General features: G+C 71.3%; 13 protein-coding genes, 1 tRNA gene and 1 rRNA gene. 13 read left to right on the top strand and 2 right to left on the bottom strand.

Annotation, left to right across the window (positions count from 1 at the left end; translation table 11 throughout):
- Positions 1–70: ribosomal RNA gene (gene rrf, locus ACZ6EJ_RS21850) — 5S ribosomal RNA — on the top strand; the annotation flags it as partial.
- 270 nt (positions 71–340) lie between these two features.
- A tRNA-Thr gene (locus tag ACZ6EJ_RS21845) sits at positions 341–413 on the top strand.
- A gap of 67 nt (positions 414–480) precedes the next feature.
- On the opposite strand, the gene ACZ6EJ_RS21840 is transcribed toward ACZ6EJ_RS21845, so the two are convergent.
- Positions 481–3,105 (bottom strand): SpoIIE family protein phosphatase, encoded by a 2,625-nt coding sequence (locus tag ACZ6EJ_RS21840; RefSeq protein ID WP_469269298.1) that lies wholly within the window; start codon positions 3,103–3,105, stop codon positions 481–483.
- Between the two features lie 403 nt (positions 3,106–3,508).
- Between ACZ6EJ_RS21840 and ACZ6EJ_RS21835 the strand changes: the two genes are divergently transcribed.
- From ACZ6EJ_RS21835 to ACZ6EJ_RS21785, 11 genes are all read left to right on the top strand, one after another.
- Positions 3,509–8,950, top strand: coding sequence for a HAMP domain-containing protein (locus ACZ6EJ_RS21835; RefSeq protein ID WP_469269297.1), 5,442 nt, complete (start codon positions 3,509–3,511; stop codon positions 8,948–8,950).
- Between the two features lie 244 nt (positions 8,951–9,194).
- A complete protein-coding gene (locus tag ACZ6EJ_RS21830) occupies positions 9,195–9,878 on the top strand; it encodes a response regulator (RefSeq protein ID WP_469269295.1) in 684 nt (227 codons plus the stop codon).
- A gap of 178 nt (positions 9,879–10,056) precedes the next feature.
- Entirely contained in the window at positions 10,057–12,888 is a 2,832-nt protein-coding gene (locus ACZ6EJ_RS21825; RefSeq protein ID WP_469269294.1) for a DNA translocase FtsK, read from the top strand.
- A gap of 318 nt (positions 12,889–13,206) precedes the next feature.
- The gene (locus tag ACZ6EJ_RS21820) at positions 13,207–14,007 is read left to right on the top strand and encodes a helix-turn-helix domain-containing protein (RefSeq protein WP_469269292.1); all 801 of its coding nucleotides are present in this window, start codon (positions 13,207–13,209) and stop codon (positions 14,005–14,007) included.
- Between the two features lie 152 nt (positions 14,008–14,159).
- Positions 14,160–15,644, top strand: coding sequence for a 30S ribosomal protein S12 methylthiotransferase RimO (rimO, locus tag ACZ6EJ_RS21815; RefSeq protein ID WP_469269291.1), 1,485 nt, complete (start codon positions 14,160–14,162; stop codon positions 15,642–15,644).
- Positions 15,641–16,471: a CDP-diacylglycerol--glycerol-3-phosphate 3-phosphatidyltransferase gene (gene pgsA, locus ACZ6EJ_RS21810; protein ID WP_469269289.1), complete on the top strand. Its 831-nt coding sequence runs from the start codon at positions 15,641–15,643 to the stop codon at positions 16,469–16,471. Before rimO ends, pgsA begins: the two co-directional genes overlap by 4 nt.
- Positions 16,468–16,977, top strand: a complete 510-nt coding sequence (locus ACZ6EJ_RS21805; protein WP_469269287.1) for a CinA family protein — start codon at positions 16,468–16,470, stop codon at positions 16,975–16,977. Before pgsA ends, ACZ6EJ_RS21805 begins: the two co-directional genes overlap by 4 nt.
- A 109-nt stretch (positions 16,978–17,086) precedes the next feature.
- Complete coding sequence (locus ACZ6EJ_RS21800) at positions 17,087–17,470, top strand: helix-turn-helix domain-containing protein (RefSeq protein ID WP_469269285.1); 384 nt, start codon at positions 17,087–17,089, stop codon at positions 17,468–17,470.
- Positions 17,471–17,725: 255 nt separating this feature from the next.
- Positions 17,726–18,196, top strand: a complete 471-nt coding sequence (locus ACZ6EJ_RS21795; RefSeq protein ID WP_469269283.1) for a Dps family protein — start codon at positions 17,726–17,728, stop codon at positions 18,194–18,196.
- A gap of 64 nt (positions 18,197–18,260) precedes the next feature.
- On the top strand, positions 18,261–18,437 hold the full coding sequence (locus ACZ6EJ_RS21790) for a CsbD family protein (RefSeq protein WP_469269302.1): 177 nt from the start codon (positions 18,261–18,263) through the stop codon (positions 18,435–18,437).
- 162 nt (positions 18,438–18,599) lie between these two features.
- Positions 18,600–18,842 (top strand): hypothetical protein, encoded by a 243-nt coding sequence (locus ACZ6EJ_RS21785; RefSeq protein ID WP_469269281.1) that lies wholly within the window; start codon positions 18,600–18,602, stop codon positions 18,840–18,842.
- A 35-nt stretch (positions 18,843–18,877) separates the two neighbouring features.
- On the opposite strand, the gene ACZ6EJ_RS21780 is transcribed toward ACZ6EJ_RS21785, so the two are convergent.
- The gene (locus tag ACZ6EJ_RS21780; RefSeq protein WP_469269279.1) at positions 18,878–19,774 is read right to left on the bottom strand and encodes an Fpg/Nei family DNA glycosylase; all 897 of its coding nucleotides are present in this window, start codon (positions 19,772–19,774) and stop codon (positions 18,878–18,880) included.
- Positions 19,775–19,789: the final 15 nt, after the last annotated feature.

Here is a 19,789-nt window from a genome sequence, read left to right as displayed (position 1 = left end):
GGAAGCTAAGCCTTTCAGCGCCGATGGTACTGCAGGGGGGACCCTGTGGGAGAGTAGGACGCCGCCGAACAATTTTTCCGGGAAAGCCCCGTGCCTTGTGGCACGGGGCTTTTCTGCGTTCACGACGCTCCGGCGCGGGCAGAACCCACCGGAAGGTCCATGCCGATGCGCTGCGGCCCGACCGGTCCCGAGCAGAGCGTAAGAGCCCTGGCGGGTCGCGGGACCGTGCCGGCGGCCTGCCGTGCAGACGGGAATGGCTCTTCGTCCGGCAGGGCCGTCCGCGATTATGAGCATCCCCGCATCCCGTGTATGGTTTACCTCGTTGCCACAGCGCAGCAAGGCCCCAATAGCTCAGTCGGTAGAGCGTCTCCATGGTAAGGAGAAGGTCTGCGGTTCGATTCCGCATTGGGGCTCAGAGAGAAGCGAAAGGCCCCCGCCACATGGCAGGGGCCTTTCGCGTTGAGGCGGAGAACGCCGCCGTCAGAGCGGGCTCGGCTCCGGCACACGCATGGCGAGGATCGCCATGTCGTCCGAGGCGGGCTCGGCGGCGAACCGCTCCACGGCCCGCAGGATGCGCGCGGCGACCGCCCCGGCCGTCAGGCCCGTACAGGTGGCCAGGACGTCCGCGAGGCCGTCGTCGCCCAGCATCCGGGCCCCCTCGCGCCGCTCGGTGACGCCGTCCGTGACGCAGAGCAGCACGTCGCCCGGATCGAGGGTGACCTCCTGCTCGTACAGTTCCAGGTCGTCGAGGACGCCCAGCAGGGGCTGCGGCTCGGCGGCCGCCTGGACCGTGCCGTCCTGACGCAGGCGCAGCGGCAGCGGGTGGCCGGCGCAGACGACCTTCAGCAGGGCGCTGCCGTCCTCCTGGGGCCATAGCTCGCCGTACAGCAGGGTGAGGAAGCGGCTGCGGGCGCCCTCGTCGAGGATCGCCGCGTTGAGGCGCTCCAGGACCGCGGGACCGCCCAGGCCCTCGCGGGCCAGCAGCCGCAGGGCGTGCCGGGCCAGACCCGTGACGGCGGCGGCCTCGGGGCCCGTGCCGCACACGTCGCCGATGGCGAAGCCGTACGCGCCGTCGTGGATCGGGAAGACGTCGTAGAAGTCGCCGCCGACCTCGTTGCCCTCGCCCGCCGCGCGGTAGATGACCTCGATCTCGACGTTCGGCACGTCCGGCAGGCCCGGAGGCAGCAGGCTGCGCTGGAGGGACTGGCTGATCGCCATGCGCTCCGAGTACAGGCGGGCGTTGTCCAGGGCCAGAGCGGCCCGCCGGGACAGGTCCTCGGCCAGTTCCAGGATCTCCTGGCGGAAGTGGTCGTCCGACGGCTTCCCGAGCGTCAACATGCCGATCACCCGGTTGCGGGCGACCAGCGGCAGGACCACCGTCTCGCCGCCGACGGCCTGGGCCGTGGCGAGCGTCGTGCGGGTGGCCGTGCTCATGCTCAGCGGCGCGTCCCGGTCCAGGCTGCGGGTCGAGGTGCGCAGCGCCGCGCGGTGGCCCGCCTCCGCGGGGGCGGCCCACACGCGGGCGCCCGGCGTCGGCACCGGGTCCGGCGGGGAGATCGTCGACAGCAGGGCCTTGAGCCCGTCGATGAGGTCCTCGTCCTCGTGGAGCACGTACGAGAGGTACGGCTCGGAGGACTGGTCCGCGATCGTGTAGACGGCGCACCACGTGGCCAGGGTCGGCACGGTCATCTGGGCCATCAGCGCCAGGGTCTGGTCCCGGTCCAGCGTGCCGGCCAGCAGGTCGGACGCCTCGACGAGGAACGACAGGGAACCCCGGCGCAACCGCTCCAGTTCGCCCAGGCGGGCCGACTCCACCGCCAGGGCGATCCGGTCCGCGGCGAACTGCAGGCGCAGGGCCTCCTCGTTGGTGTAGCGGCCGGCCGCCTCCGCCGCGACCCCCAGGGAGCCGGTGAGACGGCCCTCGACCTTCAGCGGGACCGTGACGACCGAGCGCATCCCGGTGTCGGTCAGCAAGGGGACCGCGCCGCGGACGGCGGTCAAATCCTCGTGGACCGCCGGCATCCGGGCGGAGCCGTAACGGCCCGTCCCGGCCTCCACCGGCACGCGGGCGAAGCGCTGGCGGGCCGAGGGCAGGCCCGTCGTGGCGCGGACCTCCAACTCCGTCTCGTCGTCCGTGGCGAGCAGGAGGAACGCCGCGTCGGCGTCCAGCATGTCGCGCGCCCGCTCGACCGTCCGCTGGAGGAGGCCGTCCAGGTCGTCGGGCGCGGGGGAGCCGATGAAGACCTCGAACGGGTCCGCGGCGCGGTTCTCCGACGCGTCGGACACCGGCGCGCGGACAGGCGACTGGAGCACGGCCCGCTCGTCGTCGCGGACGAGGAGGCAGACCGTGGAGGGCTCGCCGTCGGTGTCGCGGACGCGCAGGTGCGAGGCGTAGACGGGGATGACCCGGCCGTCGGCGCCGCGGATGCCGTAACTGCCCTCCCAGCGGGAGAGCTGGAGGGCGTCGGCGATGCCGGTGTTGGTGCCGGGCGTGTGCGGCCAGGCGACGAAGTCGGTGAGCTGCTTGCCGGTGACCTGCTCCGCGGCGTGCCCGAAGAGGAACGAGGCGTCGTCGTTCCACCCGGCGATCGCGCCGGCGCTGTCGATCTGGACGACGGCGACCCGGACCCGCTGGTCGGCGACGGGCAGCAGCGCCGTGGGCAGGACCGGTCCCGCGGAGCGGATGCCCACCGGGCGCTCGGGCAGGTCGAGCTGGAACCAGACGTGTTTGCGCGTCGGGGAGTACTCGACGCCCCAGCGGGTGGCGAGCGCGGCGCAGAGCAGCAGGCCGCGGCCGTTCTCACTGTCGAGGTTGCCCACGTCGAGGCCGTTGGTCCGCAGCGGGACCTCGCGTTCGGGGTAGTGGTCGGCGACCTCGATGCGGACGCCGGCGTCGGAGCGCAGGCACAGCACGTCGGCCGCCGTCCCCGCGTGCACCACGGCGTTGGTCACGAGCTCGCTGGTGAGCACGACCGCGTCGTCGACGACATCGTTGTAGCCCCACCCCTGGAGGGTGTCCCGTACGAACGCGCGGGCGGTCGCGACGGAGCGTCCGACCGGTTCGAAGGTGGCGGCCGCTCGCGCGGTGATCACAGCACTCCCCATATGGTGTCTCGTCGCTTCCCCGAGTCCTGTGCCCGTTTCTCGCCGCTTCGATTCGCTAGCCAGGCTAGACGTTCGTCCAGTGTGCCTGGTGCGCGAGGGCCGAGATCGGGACAGGCCGGGCCGGTGGTTGTGCGCGGGCGCACAAGTATGGGCTTCTCGTGGCGGGGACGGGGAGCGAGCGGGGGAGGTTGCTCGCGGGCCCGCCCCGGCCTGGTACGTTGCAATGATTTGACGCTCGCCCGACCACCCCTCGACAGGGTGCCGCGGCGGCGGTGAGCCAAAGTGGAACTGGGCAAGCTTCCGGATAGGCCCGAGCGAAACGGTCAACCCCTGCGGGAGGGACACGGTGGAGTCTGACGTGGCGGCGCGGGGCTCGAAGGCGCGTACTGAAGGCGGACAGCCCGTGAAAAAGCAGCGCAATGGCACCGTCGAAGTGGACGCGGCAGCTCTGAACAGACTGCTCGTGGGCCTCGTGGCGATGCGCGACGGCAACTTCCGTCGCCGGCTCACCGTCTCCGGCGACGGGGTGATGGCGGAGATCGCCGCGGTCTTCAACGAGGTCGCCGACCGCAACCTCCACCTGACCGGTGAGCTGGCCCGCGTGCGGCGCGTGGTCGGGCGTGAGGGCAAGCTGACCGAGCGGCTGGAGACGGGGGCCTGCGAAGGCTCCTGGGCGGCCGCGATCGACGCCTCCAACCAGCTCGTCGACGATCTGGCGCGCCCGGTGTCCGAGGTGGGCCGCGTCCTGTCGGCGGTCGCCGAGGGCGACCTGGAGCAGCGGATGGAGCTGCGGTCGCACACGGCGGACGAGACGGCCCGGCCGCTGCGCGGGGAGTTCCTGAAGGTCGCCCGTACGGTCAACAACCTGGTCGACCAGTTGTCGGCCTTCACCGAGCAGGTGACCCGTGTGGCCGTCGAGGTGGGCACCGAGGGCAAGCTCGGCGGGCAGGCCCAGGTGCGGGGGATGTCCGGCTCGTGGAAGGACCTCACGGACTCCGTCAACACCATGGCGTACCGGCTGACCGCCCAGGTGAGGGACATCGCGCTGGTGACGACGGCGGTCGCCAAGGGTGACCTGTCGCGGAAGGTCACCGTGCACGTGGCCGGTGAGATGCTCCAGTTGAAGAACACCGTCAACACGATGGTGGACCAGCTCTCGTCGTTCTCCTCCGAGGTGACGCGCGTCGCCCGTGAGGTGGGCACGGAGGGCGAGCTGGGCGGGCAGGCGACGGTGCCGGGCGTGGCCGGGGTGTGGAAGGACCTCACCGACTCCGTCAACACGATGGCCGGCAACCTGACCTCCCAGGTGCGCGGCATCGCGGAGGTGACGACGGCGGTCGCCAACGGCGACCTGTCGCAGAAGGTCACGGTGAGCGCGCGCGGCGAGGTCGCGCAGCTCGCCGAGACGATCAACCAGATGACCGAGACGCTGCGCACCTTCGCCGACGAGGTGACGCGGGTGGCGAGCGAGGTGGGCGGCGAGGGGCTGCTCGGCGGGCAGGCCCAGGTGCCCGGCGCCGCGGGGACGTGGAAGGACCTCACCGATTCGGTGAACACGGTCTTCCGGAACCTGACGACGCAGGTGCGCGACATCGCGCAGGTGACCACGGCCGTGGCGAGCGGCGACATGTCGCAGAAGGTGACGGTCGACGTCGCCGGGGAGATGCTCGAGCTGAAGAACACCGTCAACACGATGGTCGACCAGCTCCAGTCCTTCGGCTCCGAGGTGACCCGCGTGGCGCGGGAGGTCGGCGTCGAGGGCCGGCTGGGCGGCCAGGCGGAGGTGCCGGGCGCGGCGGGGACCTGGAAGGACCTCACGGACTCGGTGAACACCGCGTTCCGCAACCTGACCGGCCAGGTCCGCGACATCGCGCAGGTCACCACGGCGGTCGCCAACGGCGACCTGTCGCAGAAGGTCACGGTGGACGTGGCCGGGGAGATGCTGGAGCTGAAGAACACCGTCAACACGATGGTGGCGCAACTGTCCAACTTCGCCGACCAGGTCACGCGGATGGCGCGGGACGTGGGCACCGAGGGCCGCCTCGGCGGTCAGGCGCGTGTGGACGGCGTCTCGGGCACCTGGAAGGAGCTGACGGACTCCGTCAACTTCATGGCGGGCAACCTCACCTCCCAGGTGCGGCAGATCGCGCAGGTGACGACGGCGGTGGCCCGCGGCGACCTGTCGCAGAAGATCGACGTGGACGCCCGCGGCGAGATCCTGGAGCTCAAGAACACGATCAACACGATGGTCGACCAGCTCTCGGCCTTCGCCGACCAGGTGACGCGGGTCGCCCGCGAGGTGGGCACGGACGGCCGTCTCGGCGGCCAGGCGCAGGTGCCCGGCGTGGCCGGAGTGTGGCGCGATCTCACCGACTCGGTGAACGGGATGGCGGGGAACCTCACCGCGCAGGTCCGCAACATCGCGCAGGTCGCCACGGCGGTCGCGCGCGGCGACCTGTCGCAGAAGATCGACGTGGACGCCCGCGGCGAGATCCTGGAGCTGAAGAACACCCTCAACACGATGGTGGACCAGCTCTCCAACTTCGCCGAGCAGGTGACGCGGGTCGCCCGCGAGGTGGGGACGGAGGGGATGCTCGGCGGGCAGGCCGAGGTGCAGGGCGTCTCCGGCACGTGGAAGGACCTCACCCAGTCCGTCAACGGCATGGCGAACAACCTGACCCTCCAGGTCCGCAACATCGCCGAGGTCACCACCGCGGTCGCCAAGGGCGACCTCTCCAAGAAGATCACCGTCGACGCCAAGGGCGAGATCCTCGAACTGGTCACGACCGTCAACACGATGGTCGACCAGTTGCTGAACTTCGCCGACGAGGTCACGCGGGTGGCCCGCGAGGTGGGCACCGAGGGCATCCTCGGCGGTCAGGCGCGGGTGCGCGGGGCGACCGGCATCTGGAAGGACCTCAGCGACAACGTCAACCTGATGGCCAACAACCTGACCAGCCAGGTCCGCAACATCTCACGGGTCTCCTCCGCGGTCGCCAACGGGGACCTGACGAAGAAGGTCACCGTCGAGGCGCGCGGCGAGGTCGCCGAGCTGGCCGACACCGTCAACACGATGGTGACGACGCTGTCCTCGTTCGCCGACGAGGTGACGCGGGTGGCCCGCGAGGTGGGCACCGAGGGCGAGTTGGGCGGCCAGGCCCGTGTGCCGGGGGTCTCCGGTACGTGGAAGGACCTGACCGAGTCGGTGAACTCCATGGCCTCCAACCTGACGGGCCAGGTGCGCCAGATCGCCACGGTCACCACGGCCATCGCCAAGGGCGACCTGACGAAGAAGATCGACATCGACGCCCGCGGCGAGATCCAGGAGCTGAAGAACACCATCAACACGATGGTCGACCAGTTGTCCTCGTTCGCCGAGGAGGTGACCCGAGTCGCCCGTGAGGTGGGCACCGAGGGCCAGTTGGGCGGCCAGGCGCGGGTGCGGGACGTCGACGGCACATGGCGCGACCTCACCGAGTCGGTCAACGAGATGGCCGGCAACCTGACCCGGCAGGTCCGCGCCATCGCGGCCGTGGCCACCGCGGTGACCCGCGGCGACCTGAACCTGAAGATCGACGTGGACGCCGCCGGCGAGATCCAGGTTCTCCAGGACAACATCAACACGATGATCGCGAACCTGCGCGACACCACGCTCGCCAACAAGGAGCAGGACTGGCTGAAGGGGAACCTGGCCCGGATCTCCGGTCTGATGCAGGGCCGCCGCGATCTGGACGACGTGGCGTCGCTGATCATGAGCGAGCTGACGCCGGTGGTCTCCGCGCAGCACGGCGCGTTCTTCCTGGCGATGGCCCCCGACTCCGACGAGGTGGGCCCGGACGGCGCCGAGGACAGCTCGTACGAGCTGCGGATGCGGGGGAGTTACGGCTACTCCGCCGGTTCGATGCCGACCTCGTTCCGGCCCGGCGAGACGCTCATCGGGACGGCGGCCGAGGAGAAGCGGACGATCCAGGTGGACAACGTGCCGCCGGGCTACCTGAAGATCTCCTCCGGTCTGGGGGAGGCGCCGCCCGCCCATGTGATCGTGCTGCCGGTGCTCTTCGAGGGCAAGGTCCTCGGCGTGATCGAACTGGCCTCGTTCCAGCCGTTCACGCACATCCAGCGGGACTTCCTCAACCAGCTCGCCGAGATGATCGCGACCAGCGTCAACACCATCAGCGTCAACACCAAGACCGAGAAGCTGCTTGAGCAGTCGCAGGAGTTGACCGAGCAACTGCGCGACCGGTCGCAGGAGTTGGAGAACAGGCAGAAGGCCCTCCAGGCGTCCAACGCCGAACTGGAGGAGAAGGCCGAGCTGCTGGCCCAGCAGAACCGCGACATCGAGGTGAAGAACACCGAGATCGAGGAGGCGCGGCAGGTGCTGGAGGAGCGCGCCGAACAGCTCGCGGTCTCGATGCGCTACAAGTCGGAGTTCCTGGCGAACATGTCGCACGAGTTGCGCACCCCGCTCAACTCGCTGCTGATCCTGGCGAAGCTGCTCGCGGACAACGCCGAGGGCAACCTGTCGCCGAAGCAGGTGGAGTTCGCCGAGACGATCCACGGGGCCGGTTCCGACCTGCTCCAGTTGATCAACGACATCCTCGACCTGTCGAAGGTCGAGGCGGGCAAGATGGACGTCAGCCCGACCAGGATCGCGCTGGTCCAGCTCGTCGACTACGTGGAGGCGACCTTCCGGCCGCTCACCGCGGAGAAGGGGCTCGACTTCTCCGTACGGGTGTCGCCGGAGCTTCCCGCGACGCTCCACACCGACGAGCAGCGGTTGCTCCAGGTGCTGCGCAACCTGCTGTCCAACGCGGTGAAGTTCACCGACAGCGGCGCGGTGGAGCTGGTGATCCGGCCGGCCGGCCCCGATGTGCCGAACGGCATCCGGGACCAACTGCTGGAGTCGGGGTCGCTGCGGGAGGCGGACGACGACCTGATCGCGTTCTCGGTCACCGACACCGGGATCGGGATCGCGTCCAGCAAGATGCTGGTGATCTTCGAGGCGTTCAAGCAGGCGGACGGCACGACGAGCCGCAAGTACGGGGGGACCGGCCTCGGGCTCTCCATCAGCCGGGAGATCGCGCGGCTGCTGGGCGGCGAGATCCACGCGGCGAGCGAGCCGGGGCGCGGCTCCACCTTCACCCTGTACCTGCCGCTGCACCGCGCCGAGCTGCCCCCGCAGAGCTTCCCGCAGGTCGGTTCCGGTTCCGCCGAACCGCTGGGCGGAACCGACGAGTACGGGCACGCGCAGCCGTCCGAGGACGGGGCGGCTCCGCTGGGGGACCCGGCCAACACCGCCGGGATCTTCCGGCGCCGTCGCAAGGCGCTGGAGGACGCGACCCGGCGGCCCGCGCTGCCGGCCGGCCGGCCCCCGGCCGAGAGCTCCCCGCCGCAGGAGGGCTGGGTGCAGGGCGCGGCGGAGCAGAGCCGGCCCGCGGAGGAGGCGGAACCCCGCCGGACGTTCCGTTTCCGCGGCGAGAAGGTCCTCATCGTCGACGACGACATCCGCAACGTGTTCGCGCTCACCAGCGTGCTGGAGCAGCGCGGGCTGGCGGTGCTGTACGCGGAGAACGGCCGCGAGGGCATCGAGGTGCTGGAGCAGCACGACGACGCGGCGATCGTGCTGATGGACATCATGATGCCGGAGATGGACGGTTACGCGACGACCACCGCGATCCGGCGGATGCCGCAGTTCGCCGGGCTGCCGATCGTCGCGCTCACGGCGAAGGCGATGAAGGGCGACCGGGAGAAGGCGATCGAGTGCGGGGCTTCCGACTATGTGACGAAGCCGGTCGATCCTGATCACCTGCTTTCCGTGATGGAGCGGTGGATGTACGGAGAGTGATTGACCAAGGGGCGGGTTGTCGCATGATGTTGACCGACTGCGCTCGAACGGGTGTGAAGGCCCTGTATCCGGGGAACCTTCTGGTCTCTCGCCGCGTTTTGGCTGTGTGCACGGTGACATCGCGGTGACAGGGTGTGGTGACGGGCGGGGTGCGGCTACCATGACCGGCACAAGGACGGACGGCGCAAGGGAGTCGTCCCCTGGGGCGGCACCCGGTGCATTTCCGGGGCGAGGAGGACGGGCCATGGTGCAGAAGGCCAAGATCCTCCTGGTCGATGACCGGCCGGAGAATCTGCTGGCGCTGGAGGCCATCCTCTCTGCGCTCGATCAGACACTGGTGCGGGCATCGTCAGGGGAGGAGGCGCTCAAAGCGCTGCTGACGGACGACTTCGCGGTCATTCTGCTGGACGTCCAGATGCCGGGCATGGACGGTTTCGAAACCGCCGCGCACATCAAGCGCCGCGAGCGGACCCGCGACATCCCCATCATCTTCCTCACCGCGATCAACCACGGTCCGCACCACACCTTCCGGGGTTACGCGGCGGGCGCGGTGGACTACATCTCCAAGCCGTTCGACCCGTGGGTGCTGCGGGCCAAGGTGTCCGTCTTCGTCGAGCTGTACATGAAGAACTGCAAGCTCCGCGAGCAGGCCGCGCTGCTGCGGCTCCAACTGGACGGCGACGGCCGGTCGGGCGGCGGGCACGAGCGGGAGCCGGCCGGTCTGCTGGCCGAACTGTCCGCGCGGCTCGCGGCGGTCGAGGAGCAGGCGGAGGCCCTCTCCAAGCAGCTCGACGACGAGTCCGCGGACGCCGCAGCCGTCGCCACGGCGGCCCACCTCGAACGCAAGCTGACCGGCCTGCGCCGCGCGCTCGACGCGCTGGAGCCAGGTACGGGCGGCAGCGCGGGCATGATGCCCGCTCAGAACTGACGCCGTATCCGCGACCGACTCGCACGCGTGGCGAGGGCGGTGCGGCACGGACGCCCCGTCCCCCGTACGGTCCGCGGCGATGAGGCCGCGTCAGTTCCCGGCCCCCGCCAGACGACACGGTCGGGTGAACCCGTAGGCGGACGTGTTCGCGGACGACGACAGCGGTAACCTCGGCACCATGGCCTCACGTACGTCCGGCAAGGGTTCCCAGCGCACGGCGGGCACCGCGAAGAGCGTCGGCCGTGCTCCGGGCCCGGCGAAGAAACCCGCGCCCGCCAAGAAGGCGGCGCCCGCCGGGAAAGGCGCGCCGAGGAAGTCGGCGGCGCCCGCGAAGAAGGCCCCCGTGCGCAAGGCGGCGGCCAGGAGGCCCGCCCCCAAGCCCGCGCCGTCGCCCACCGGAGGCGTCTACCGCCTGGTGCGGGCAGTCTGGCTCGGAACGGCCCACGGCGTCGGGGCGGTGTTCCGCTCGATAGGACGCGGTGCGAAGGGACTTGACCCGGCCCACCGCAAGGACGGCCTCGCGCTGCTCCTCCTCGGCCTGTCCCTGGTCGTCGCCGCGGGCACCTGGTCCCACCTCCAGGGGCCGGTCGGGGACCTGGTCGAGATGCTGGTCACCGGGGCCTTCGGCCGCCTCGACCTGCTCGCGCCGATACTGCTGGGCTCGATGGCCGTACGGCTGATCCTCTATCCCGAGCGGCCCGAGGCGAACGGCCGCATCGTCATCGGGCTGTCAGCGCTGGTCGTGGGCGTCCTCGGCCAGGTCCACATCGCCTGCGGCTCCCCGGACCGGGACACGGGCGCCGAGGCGATGCAGGACGCGGGCGGGCTGATCGGCTGGGCCGCCTCCAAGCCGCTGATCTTCATGATGGGCGAGGTGCTCGCCGTCCCCCTGCTGGTGCTGCTGACCGTCTTCGGGCTCCTCGTCGTCACCGCCACCCCGGTCAACGCCATCCCGCAGCGGCTGCGGCAGCTCGGCGTCCGGCTGGGGATCGTGGAGGCCGCGCCCGAGCCAGGCGCGGCGTACGACGACGAGCGCTACGACGAGCAGTGGCGCGAGGCGCTGCCCGACCGGACGCGCCGGGGCCCCGCGCGCCTCCGGGACGCCGAGCCGCCCTACGACCAGGACGAGGCCGAGGAGGAAGCGCTCACCCGGCGCAGGCGGCCCCGCCGCCCCTCGGCCCAGCCCGCGATGAACCGCCCCATGGACGCCGTGGACATCGCCGCCGCCGCGGCCGCGGCGCTCGACGGGGCCGTCCTCAACGGGATGCCGCCCTCCCCGGTCGTCGCCGACCTCACCCAGGGCGTCACCCCGGACCGCGAGCGCACCCCGACCCCGGTGCCCGGAGCCAGGGGAGGCGCCGGCGCCGTGCCGGCCGGGGCGCTCCCCGGCCGCGTACCGGACGGCGCCGAGCGCGCGGAGGACCGTTCCGCACCGGGCGGCGTCCCGTCCGGCACCGTGCCCGACCTGACCAAGCGCACTCCGGAGCGTTCCGGAGCGCTTCCCGCCCGAGCCGAGCAGCTCCAGTTGTCCGGCGACATCACGTACGCGCTGCCCTCCCTCGACCTGCTGGAGCGCGGCGGGCCGGGCAAGACGCGCAGCGCGGCCAACGACGCGGTCGTCAGGTCGCTGACCAACGTGTTCACCGAGTTCAAGGTCGACGCCGTCGTCACCGGCTTCACCCGCGGCCCGACGGTCACCCGCTACGAGATCGAGCTGGGCCCCGCGGTGAAGGTCGAGAAGATCACGGCCCTCGCCAAGAACATCGCGTACGCCGTGGCGAGCCCGGACGTGCGGATCATCTCGCCGATTCCGGGGAAGTCGGCCGTAGGCATCGAGATCCCCAACTCGGACCGCGAGATGGTCAACCTCGGCGACGTGCTGCGCCTCGCGGACGCGGCCGAGGACGACCACCCGATGCTCGTGGCGCTCGGCAAGAACGTCGAGGGCGGCTACGAGATGGCCAACCTCGCCAAGATGCCGCACGTCCTGGTCGCCGGCGCCACCGGCTCCGGCAAGTCCTCCTGCATCAACTGCCTGATCACCTCGATCATGGTGCGGGCCACCCCGGACGAGGTGCGGATGGTCCTCGTCGACCCCAAGCGCGTCGAACTGACCGCGTACGAGGGCATCCCGCACCTCATCACGCCCATCATCACCAACCCCAAGAAGGCCGCCGAAGCGCTCCAGTGGGTCGTCCGAGAGATGGACCTGCGCTACGACGACCTCGCGGCGTACGGCTACCGGCACATCGACGACTTCAACCACGCCGTGCGCAGCGGCAAGTGCAAGGCGCCCGAGGGCAGCGAGCGCGAACTGTCCCCGTACCCCTACCTGCTGGTGATCGTCGACGAGCTGGCCGACCTGATGATGGTCGCCCCCCGCGACGTCGAGGACTCGATCGTCCGCATCACCCAGCTCGCCCGCGCGGCCGGCATCCACCTGGTGCTCGCCACCCAGCGCCCCTCCGTCGACGTCGTGACCGGCCTGATCAAGGCCAACGTGCCCTCCCGGCTCGCCTTCGCCACCTCCTCCCTCGCCGACAGCCGGGTCATCCTCGACCAGCCCGGCGCCGAGAAGCTCATCGGCAAGGGCGACGGGCTGTTCCTGCCGATGGGGGCCAACAAGCCCACCCGTATGCAGGGCGCCTTCGTCACCGAGGACGAGGTCGCCGCCGTCGTCCAGCACTGCAAGGACCAGATGGCGCCCGTCTTCCGCGACGACGTCGTGGTGGGCACGAAGCAGAAGAAGGAGATCGACGAGGACATCGGGGACGACCTGGACCTGCTGTGCCAGGCCGCCGAGCTGGTGGTCTCCACCCAGTTCGGCTCGACCTCGATGCTCCAGCGCAAGCTCCGGGTCGGCTTCGCGAAGGCGGGCCGGCTGATGGACCTCATGGAGTCCCGCAATATCGTCGGGCCCAGCGAGGGGTCCAAGGCGCGCGACGTGCTCGTCAAACCGGACGAACTCGACGGCGTGTTGGCGATCATCCGCGGCGAGTCCGCTCCGTGAACGCGGACCGCCCGGTAAAGGTTTCGTGGGCAACCGTTTCGCGCGGTCGCACGTCAAGTTGAAGGGAGCGGCGGAACCGCGCCTCCCCGCCCGGTCCCGTCCGCCTCCCCGCCCGCACCCCACCCCGTTCGGCCCACTACACGTCGCCCGGTCCTCCATCGGGGCCGCGCTCCGCCCCGGCTCCCCGCCCGGAGCCGGCGACGGGGCCGTCCGGGGGACCCGATGGCGTACAAAGTCGTCCCTCCCGGTTGCCCCACCCTTTCGCACCCCCCCTAGACTGAACATCCAGCAGGTGGCTCACGCTCGAAAGGCGCCCACGTGTCCATCGGCAACTCCCCCGAAGACGACCGGCCTTCGATCGGTCACGCCCTTCAGCAGGCTCGTATCGCCGCAGGTCTGACGGTCGAGGAAGTCAGCGGCTCCACTCGGGTGCGCGTCCCCATCGTGCACGCGATCGAGCAGGACGACTTCTCCCGCTGCGGCGGCGACGTCTACGCCCGCGGCCACATCCGCGCGTTCGCGCGCGCCGTCGGCCTCGATCCGGAGCCGCTGGTCGAGGAGTACGACGCCGACCACGGCGGCCGTCCCGCCCCGACCCCCGCGGCCCCCCTGTTCGAGGCGGAGCGCATCCGCTCCGAACCCCGGCGGCCCAACTGGACCGCGGCCATGGCGGCGGCGATCGTCGTCGTGGTCGGGTTCGTCGGCTTCACGCTCCTCAGCGGCGAGGACGAACCCTCGGACACCGTCCAGGTCGCGGAGGGCTCGCAGTCCCACGAGTCCGTGGCCAAGCCCGCCGCGACCAAGTCCGCCCTCCCCACGCCCGCGCCCTCCGAGAGCGCGATCGCCGCCGCGCCTCTGGACAAGGTGACGGTCAAGCTCAGCGCGGCGCAGGGCAAGAGCTGGATCTCCGCCAAGGACCACAACGGGCGGCTGCTCTTCGACGGGCTGCTCCTCCAGGGCGAGTCCAAGACCTTCCAGGACGAGGAACGCATCGACCTCGTCCTCGGCGACGCCGGGGCGATCGAGCTCTTCGTCAACGGCAAGCAGGTCCAGGACCGCTTCGACTCCGGTCAGGTCGAGCGCCTCTCGTACACCAAGGGCGACCCGGAGGCCGGCTGATCCGGCGGCCTCCGACCCCGAAGGGCGCCCGGCCCCGGCCGGGCGCCCTTCGGCGTTGCCCGCCCGGACCGCCGTCACTCCCGGTGACCGGGTGACCGGGCGGCCAACCCTGCACGGTGAGGGCGCCGCCGGGACGAAGTAGTCTTGAGTCCATGCCCGAACGCCGTACCGTCGCCCTTGTCACTCTTGGCTGCGCCCGTAACGAGGTGGACTCGGAGGAGCTGGCAGGCCGCTTGGCAGCGGACGGCTGGGACCTCGTCGAGGATGCCTCCGACGCGGACGTCGCAGTCGTCAACACCTGTGGGTTCGTCGAAGCCGCCAAGAAGGACTCCGTCGACGCCCTGCTCGAAGCCAACGATCTCAAGGACCACGGCCGCACCCAGGCCGTCGTCGCCGTCGGCTGCATGGCCGAGCGCTACGGCAAGGACCTCGCCGAGGCCCTGCCGGAGGCGGACGGCGTCCTCGGGTTCGACGACTACGCCGACATCTCCGACCGGCTCCAGACCATCCTCAACGGCGGCATCCACGCCTCGCACACCCCGCGCGACCGGCGCAAGCTGCTCCCGATCAGCCCGGCCGAACGGCAGGACGCCGCCGTGGCCCTGCCCGGCCACGCCCAGGAGAGCGAGCCGGCGCCGGCCCCCGCGGACCTCCCGGAAGGCGTCGCCCCGGTCTCCGGACCGCGCGCGCCCCTGCGCCGCCGGCTCGGCACCAGCCCCGTCGCCTCGGTGAAGCTCGCCTCCGGCTGCGACCGCCGCTGCTCCTTCTGCGCCATCCCCTCCTTCCGCGGCTCGTTCATCTCGCGCCGCCCCTCGGACGTGCTCCAGGAGACCCGCTGGCTGGCCGAGCAGGGCGTCAAGGAGGTCATGCTCGTCTCCGAGAACAACACCTCGTACGGCAAGGACCTCGGCGACATCCGCCTCCTGGAGACCCTGCTGCCCGAGCTGGCCGAGGTCGACGGCATCGAGCGCGTCCGCGTCAGCTACCTCCAGCCCGCCGAGATGCGTCCGGGCCTCATCGACGTCCTGACCTCGACGCCCAAGGTCGCCCCGTACTTCGACCTCTCCTTCCAGCACTCCGCCCCCGGCGTGCTGCGCGCGATGCGCCGCTTCGGCGACACCGACCGCTTCCTTGATCTGCTGGAGACGATCCGGAGCAAGGCCCCGCAGGCGGGCGCCCGCTCCAACTTCATCGTCGGCTTCCCCGGTGAGACCGAGGCCGACCTCGCGGAGCTGGAACGCTTCCTCACCGGCGCGCGCCTCGACGCGATCGGCGTCTTCGGATACTCGGACGAGGAGGGCACCGAAGCGGTCGGCTACGCGGACAAGCTCGACGCCGACGTCATCGCGGAGCGGCTCGCCCACATCTCCCAGCTCGCGGAGGAGCTGACCTCGCAGCGGGCCGAGGAGCGCGTCGGCGAGACCCTCCACGTGCTGGTGGAGTCCGTCGAGTCGGACGAGGACGGCGAGGTCGCGATCGGGCGCGCGGCGCACCAGGCCCCCGAAACCGATGGCCAGGTGGTCTTCACCACACGCGAGGGTCTGGTTCCGGGCCGTATGGTCGAGGCGAAGGCAGTGGGCACCGAGGGCGTCGACCTGGTGGCCGAACACCACGAGCTTGCGGAGGCAGCCAGATGACCGGAGTCCCGGCATCCGCGGCAGGCGGCTCCGGCGCGAAGCCGGTCCGCGGCGGCAAGCTGGGCACTGCGGCCGTCAGCCAGGCCGGCCTGTGGAACATCGCCAACATCCTGACCATGGCGCGGCTGCTGCTCGTGCCCGGCTTCGTGCTGCTGCTGTTCCACAACGGCGGGTACGACCCCGCCTGGCGCTCCGTCGCCTGGGCGGCCTTCGCCGTCGCGATGATCACCGATCTGTTCGACGGCCATCTGGCGCGGGCGTACAACCTCGTCACGGACTTCGGGAAGATCGCGGACCCGATCGCGGACAAGGCGATCATGGGCGCGGCGCTCGTCTCCCTGTCGATCCTGGGCGATCTGCCCTGGTGGATCACCGGTGTGATCCTCGCCCGCGAGCTGGGCATCACGCTCATGCGGTTCTGGGTGATCCGGCACGCGGTGATCCCGGCCAGCCGGGGCGGCAAGCTGAAGACGCTGGCGCAGGGGACGGCGGCCGGGATGTACGTCCTGGCGCTCACCGGACCGCTGGCGACCCTGCGCTTCTGGGTGATGATGGTCGCCGTCGTGCTGACCGTGGTCACCGGGCTCGACTACGTCCGCCAGGCGGTCGTCCTGCGCCGCAAGGGCATCGCCGCCGAGCGCGCCCTTGCCGCGAAGCGGGCGCGGGAGGCTGCGGACGCCCTTCGCGAAGCCGCCGGAGCGGGCGTCGGCGCCGCCGAGGGGCGCACGGTCCCCGCGGGGTCGACCCTGAGCGTGCGCGGCGCGGGCGAGACGGGCCGGGGGCCGGGGGCGGCCGAGGCGCGGGACGCCGCGGAGGCCGAGCGGTGACGCAGGCCGCCCGCGTGCTGCGGTTGCTCGCCGAGCGCGGGCAGACGGTGGCCGTCGCGGAGTCGCTGACGGGCGGCATGGTGGCCGCCGAGCTGACCTCCGTACCCGGCGCCTCGCAGTCCTTCACCGGGTCGGTGACGGCGTACGCCACCTCGCTGAAACACCGGGTGCTGGGGGTCGACGAGGCCCTGCTCGCCGAGCGCGGAGCCGTCGACCCCGAGGTCGCGCGGCAGATGGCCGCCGGAGTGCGCCGGGTCCTGGACGCGGACTGGGGGATCGCCACCACCGGCGTCGCCGGCCCGCGACCGCAGGACGGGCAGCCGGTGGGTACGGTCCACGTTGCCGTGACGGGACCGTACGGCGTCGAGAAAGTGACCTCTCTGCGGTTGAATGGGGAGAGGGCGGATATCCGTGAGGAGAGCGTGCGGAGCGTCCTCGAACTGCTTGCCGGCGAACTCCACGGGAATGCGCGGGCACAGGATACGGAACAGGCCGGGGGGATCTGATGTTTGCAGCCCTGAGTGAACACGACATCGCTCCCCGCACGGCCGCCGCGCAAGGCGGTACGGTAGGGCGTGAAGGATGCGGCTACGCGGTCCGAGGAGGGAGCCACCGATGATTCTGCTCCGTCGCCTGCTGGGTGACGTGCTGCGTCGGCAGCGCCAGCGCCAAGGCCGTACTCTGCGCGAAGTCTCCTCGTCCGCCCGGGTCTCGCTCGGTTATCTCTCCGAGGTGGAGCGGGGGCAGAAGGAGGCATCCTCCGAGCTGCTCTCCGCGATTTGCGACGCGCTTGACGTACGGATGTCCGAGCTCATGCGTGAAGTGAGCGACGAACTGTCGCTCGCCGAGCTGGCCGAGTCGGCAGCTTCCAGCGATCCGGTCCCCGTGCCGGTTCGTCCCATGCTCAACTCCGTCTCCGTCTCGTCGGTCGCAGGTGTGCCGTCGGGTCGGGTGACCATCAAGGCGCCCGCCGAAGCGGTGGACGTCGTCGCCGCCTGACCCCTGCGGCTTCACTTGCTCGACCGGAGTCCCGGTCGGCCCTCACCGGGCCGGCCGGGACTTCCGCGTGTGCGCGGCCGGCCCGCCGGTCCCCGAGGCGGCGTGGGCGGGCCGCCGGGAACACGGGGGTGTGAGCCGTCGGGTGCTGGGCACACGAAAGACAAGGCCCACATGACCGTTTTGCTTCGTATGTGCCATCGTGGGTGATGCACCGAAACGGTCGGCTCAGTGGGCCGACGGATGGGAGAAGCGCATATGTCTGTGGTCAAGAGCACGTTGTCCGAGGGTGATCTGAAGGTCGTCGGCGGGGCGCTGCAAGGCGCTCTGGTGGATCTCGTGGACCTCTCCCTGGTGGCCAAGCAGGTGCACTGGAACGTGGTCGGTCCGCGCTTCCGCTCCGTCCACCTCCAGCTCGACGACGTCGTCACCACGGCTCGCCAGCACTCCGACACGGTCGCCGAGCGGGCCTCGGCGATCGGGGTCAACCCGGACGGACGCTCCGGCACGGTCGCCAAGGAGACCGCCATCGCGTCCGTGCCCGAGGGCTGGATCAAGGACGTCGACGCGGTGAGGATCCTGGTGGACGCGCTGGGCGTGGTCATCGGCCGGATGCGCGAGCGCATCGAGGCGACCGACGAGCCCGACCCGATCACCCAGGACCTGCTCATCGCCCTGACGGGGGATCTCGAGAAGCACGCCTGGATGTTCCAGGCCGAGAGCGCCTGAGACCCGGCGGATCCGAAGAGTCTTCGCGCGAGGAAGGGAGCGAACCGTGAGCGACGACAGCGCCATGGACAAGATCAAGGGCAAGGGCAAGGAAGCGGTCGGCAAGCTGACCGGGGACCGCCGCAAGGAGTCCGAGGGCAAGACCGACCAGGTCAAGGGGCGGGCCAAGGAAGCGGTCGACGACGCGGGCGAGCGCGGCAAGGGCATCAAGGACTCCCTCCGCCGCGACGACGAACGCTAGACTTCGCGAACCCCGGAGCCAGCGGCTCCTGAGAGTTCCGTGCCCCCGCCGAACAGGCGGGGGCACTGCTGTGCGGGCGGCCCCCCGGCCCGGCGTTCTGGATGCAGGGCCGCGCTGACCGGGGGAAACTGCCGGAAAGGACGTCGGCCGCGGGAGGCAGCCATGGGACTGCGGTGGGCGGCGGCGCTGGTCCTCGGCGGGCTGTGGTGGTGGGCGGTGCTGCGGCTCGCGCTGCAACCGGAACAAGCCGGGATGGTGGAGGGGGCGGTGGCGGCGGGCGGCTGGGGGCTGAGCCTGCTGCCGGTCCACGCGGCGCCGCCGGCCCCCGCGGGCCGGGCCGGGCGGAGGCCGCCTGCCTGGGGGCGGCGATGCCGCCGACCCGGTGGGCGAGCCGCCCGCTGGTGAGGGCGTACGGCCCCGAGGGAGGATCCGGCACGGCTCTACGGGGTCGGGCCCGTTTGGCAGCCGGGGCACCAGTAGGTGGGCCGGTCGTCGCGGTCGGCCACGCGGATCGGTGTGCCGCACCGCAGGCAGGGGCGTCGGGCCCGGCCGTAGACGTACAGCCGCTCCTTCACGCGGACGGGCTGCCGCGCCCCCGGCCGGACCGGCGCGGGAGCGGTCGCGGAGGGCGGGGCCCCGCCGGTGCTCGCGGCACCGCTCGTGGAGGGCGGCGGGGTGCGGAGTTCGGCGGTGATCGTGGTGGTGCGGGAGGGGCGGTCGCGGTTGGCGTACAGCAGTCGATGGGCCAGGGCGACCAGGCGGGGGACGGCCCCGTCGGGGAGGGCGCCCACGGGGAGCCAGGGGGTGACGCGGGCCAGGAAGCACAGCTCGCACGCGTAGACGTTGCCGATGCCCGCCAGATTCCGCTGGTCCAGGAGGGCCTCGGCCAGAGGGCGCTCCGGTGCGGCGAGCAGCCGCTCCGATGCGCGTGCCGGATCCCAGTCGGGGCCCAGCAGATCGGGCCCCAGATGCCCCACGGCCCGGCTCTCCTCGCTGGTGCGCAGCAGTTCGAGCACGGGGAGCCGGTAGCCGACGGCGGTGTGCTCGGCGTTGCCGAGGATCGCGCGGATCTGGTGGGCCGGGCCACCGCGCCAGCGCTCTCCCGGTGCGTACACCCGCCACGCGCCGTCCATCCGGAGGTGGCTGTGCAGGGTCAGGCCGCCCTCGACGCGGGTCAGCAGGTGCTTCCCGCGCGCCGTGACGTCGAGCACTTCCCGGCCGGTGAGGTCGGCGGTGGCGAACCGGGGAACGCGCAGGTCGGACCGGGTCAGTACCCGTCCTGCCAGCGCCGTGTGCAGACGTGCGGCGGTCTGCAGGACGGTGTCTCCTTCGGGCATGTCTCCATCATGGGT

The organism is Streptomyces sp. NPDC041970, from assembly GCF_055588985.1.
This window is presented reverse-complemented; position numbering and strand designations above follow the sequence as displayed.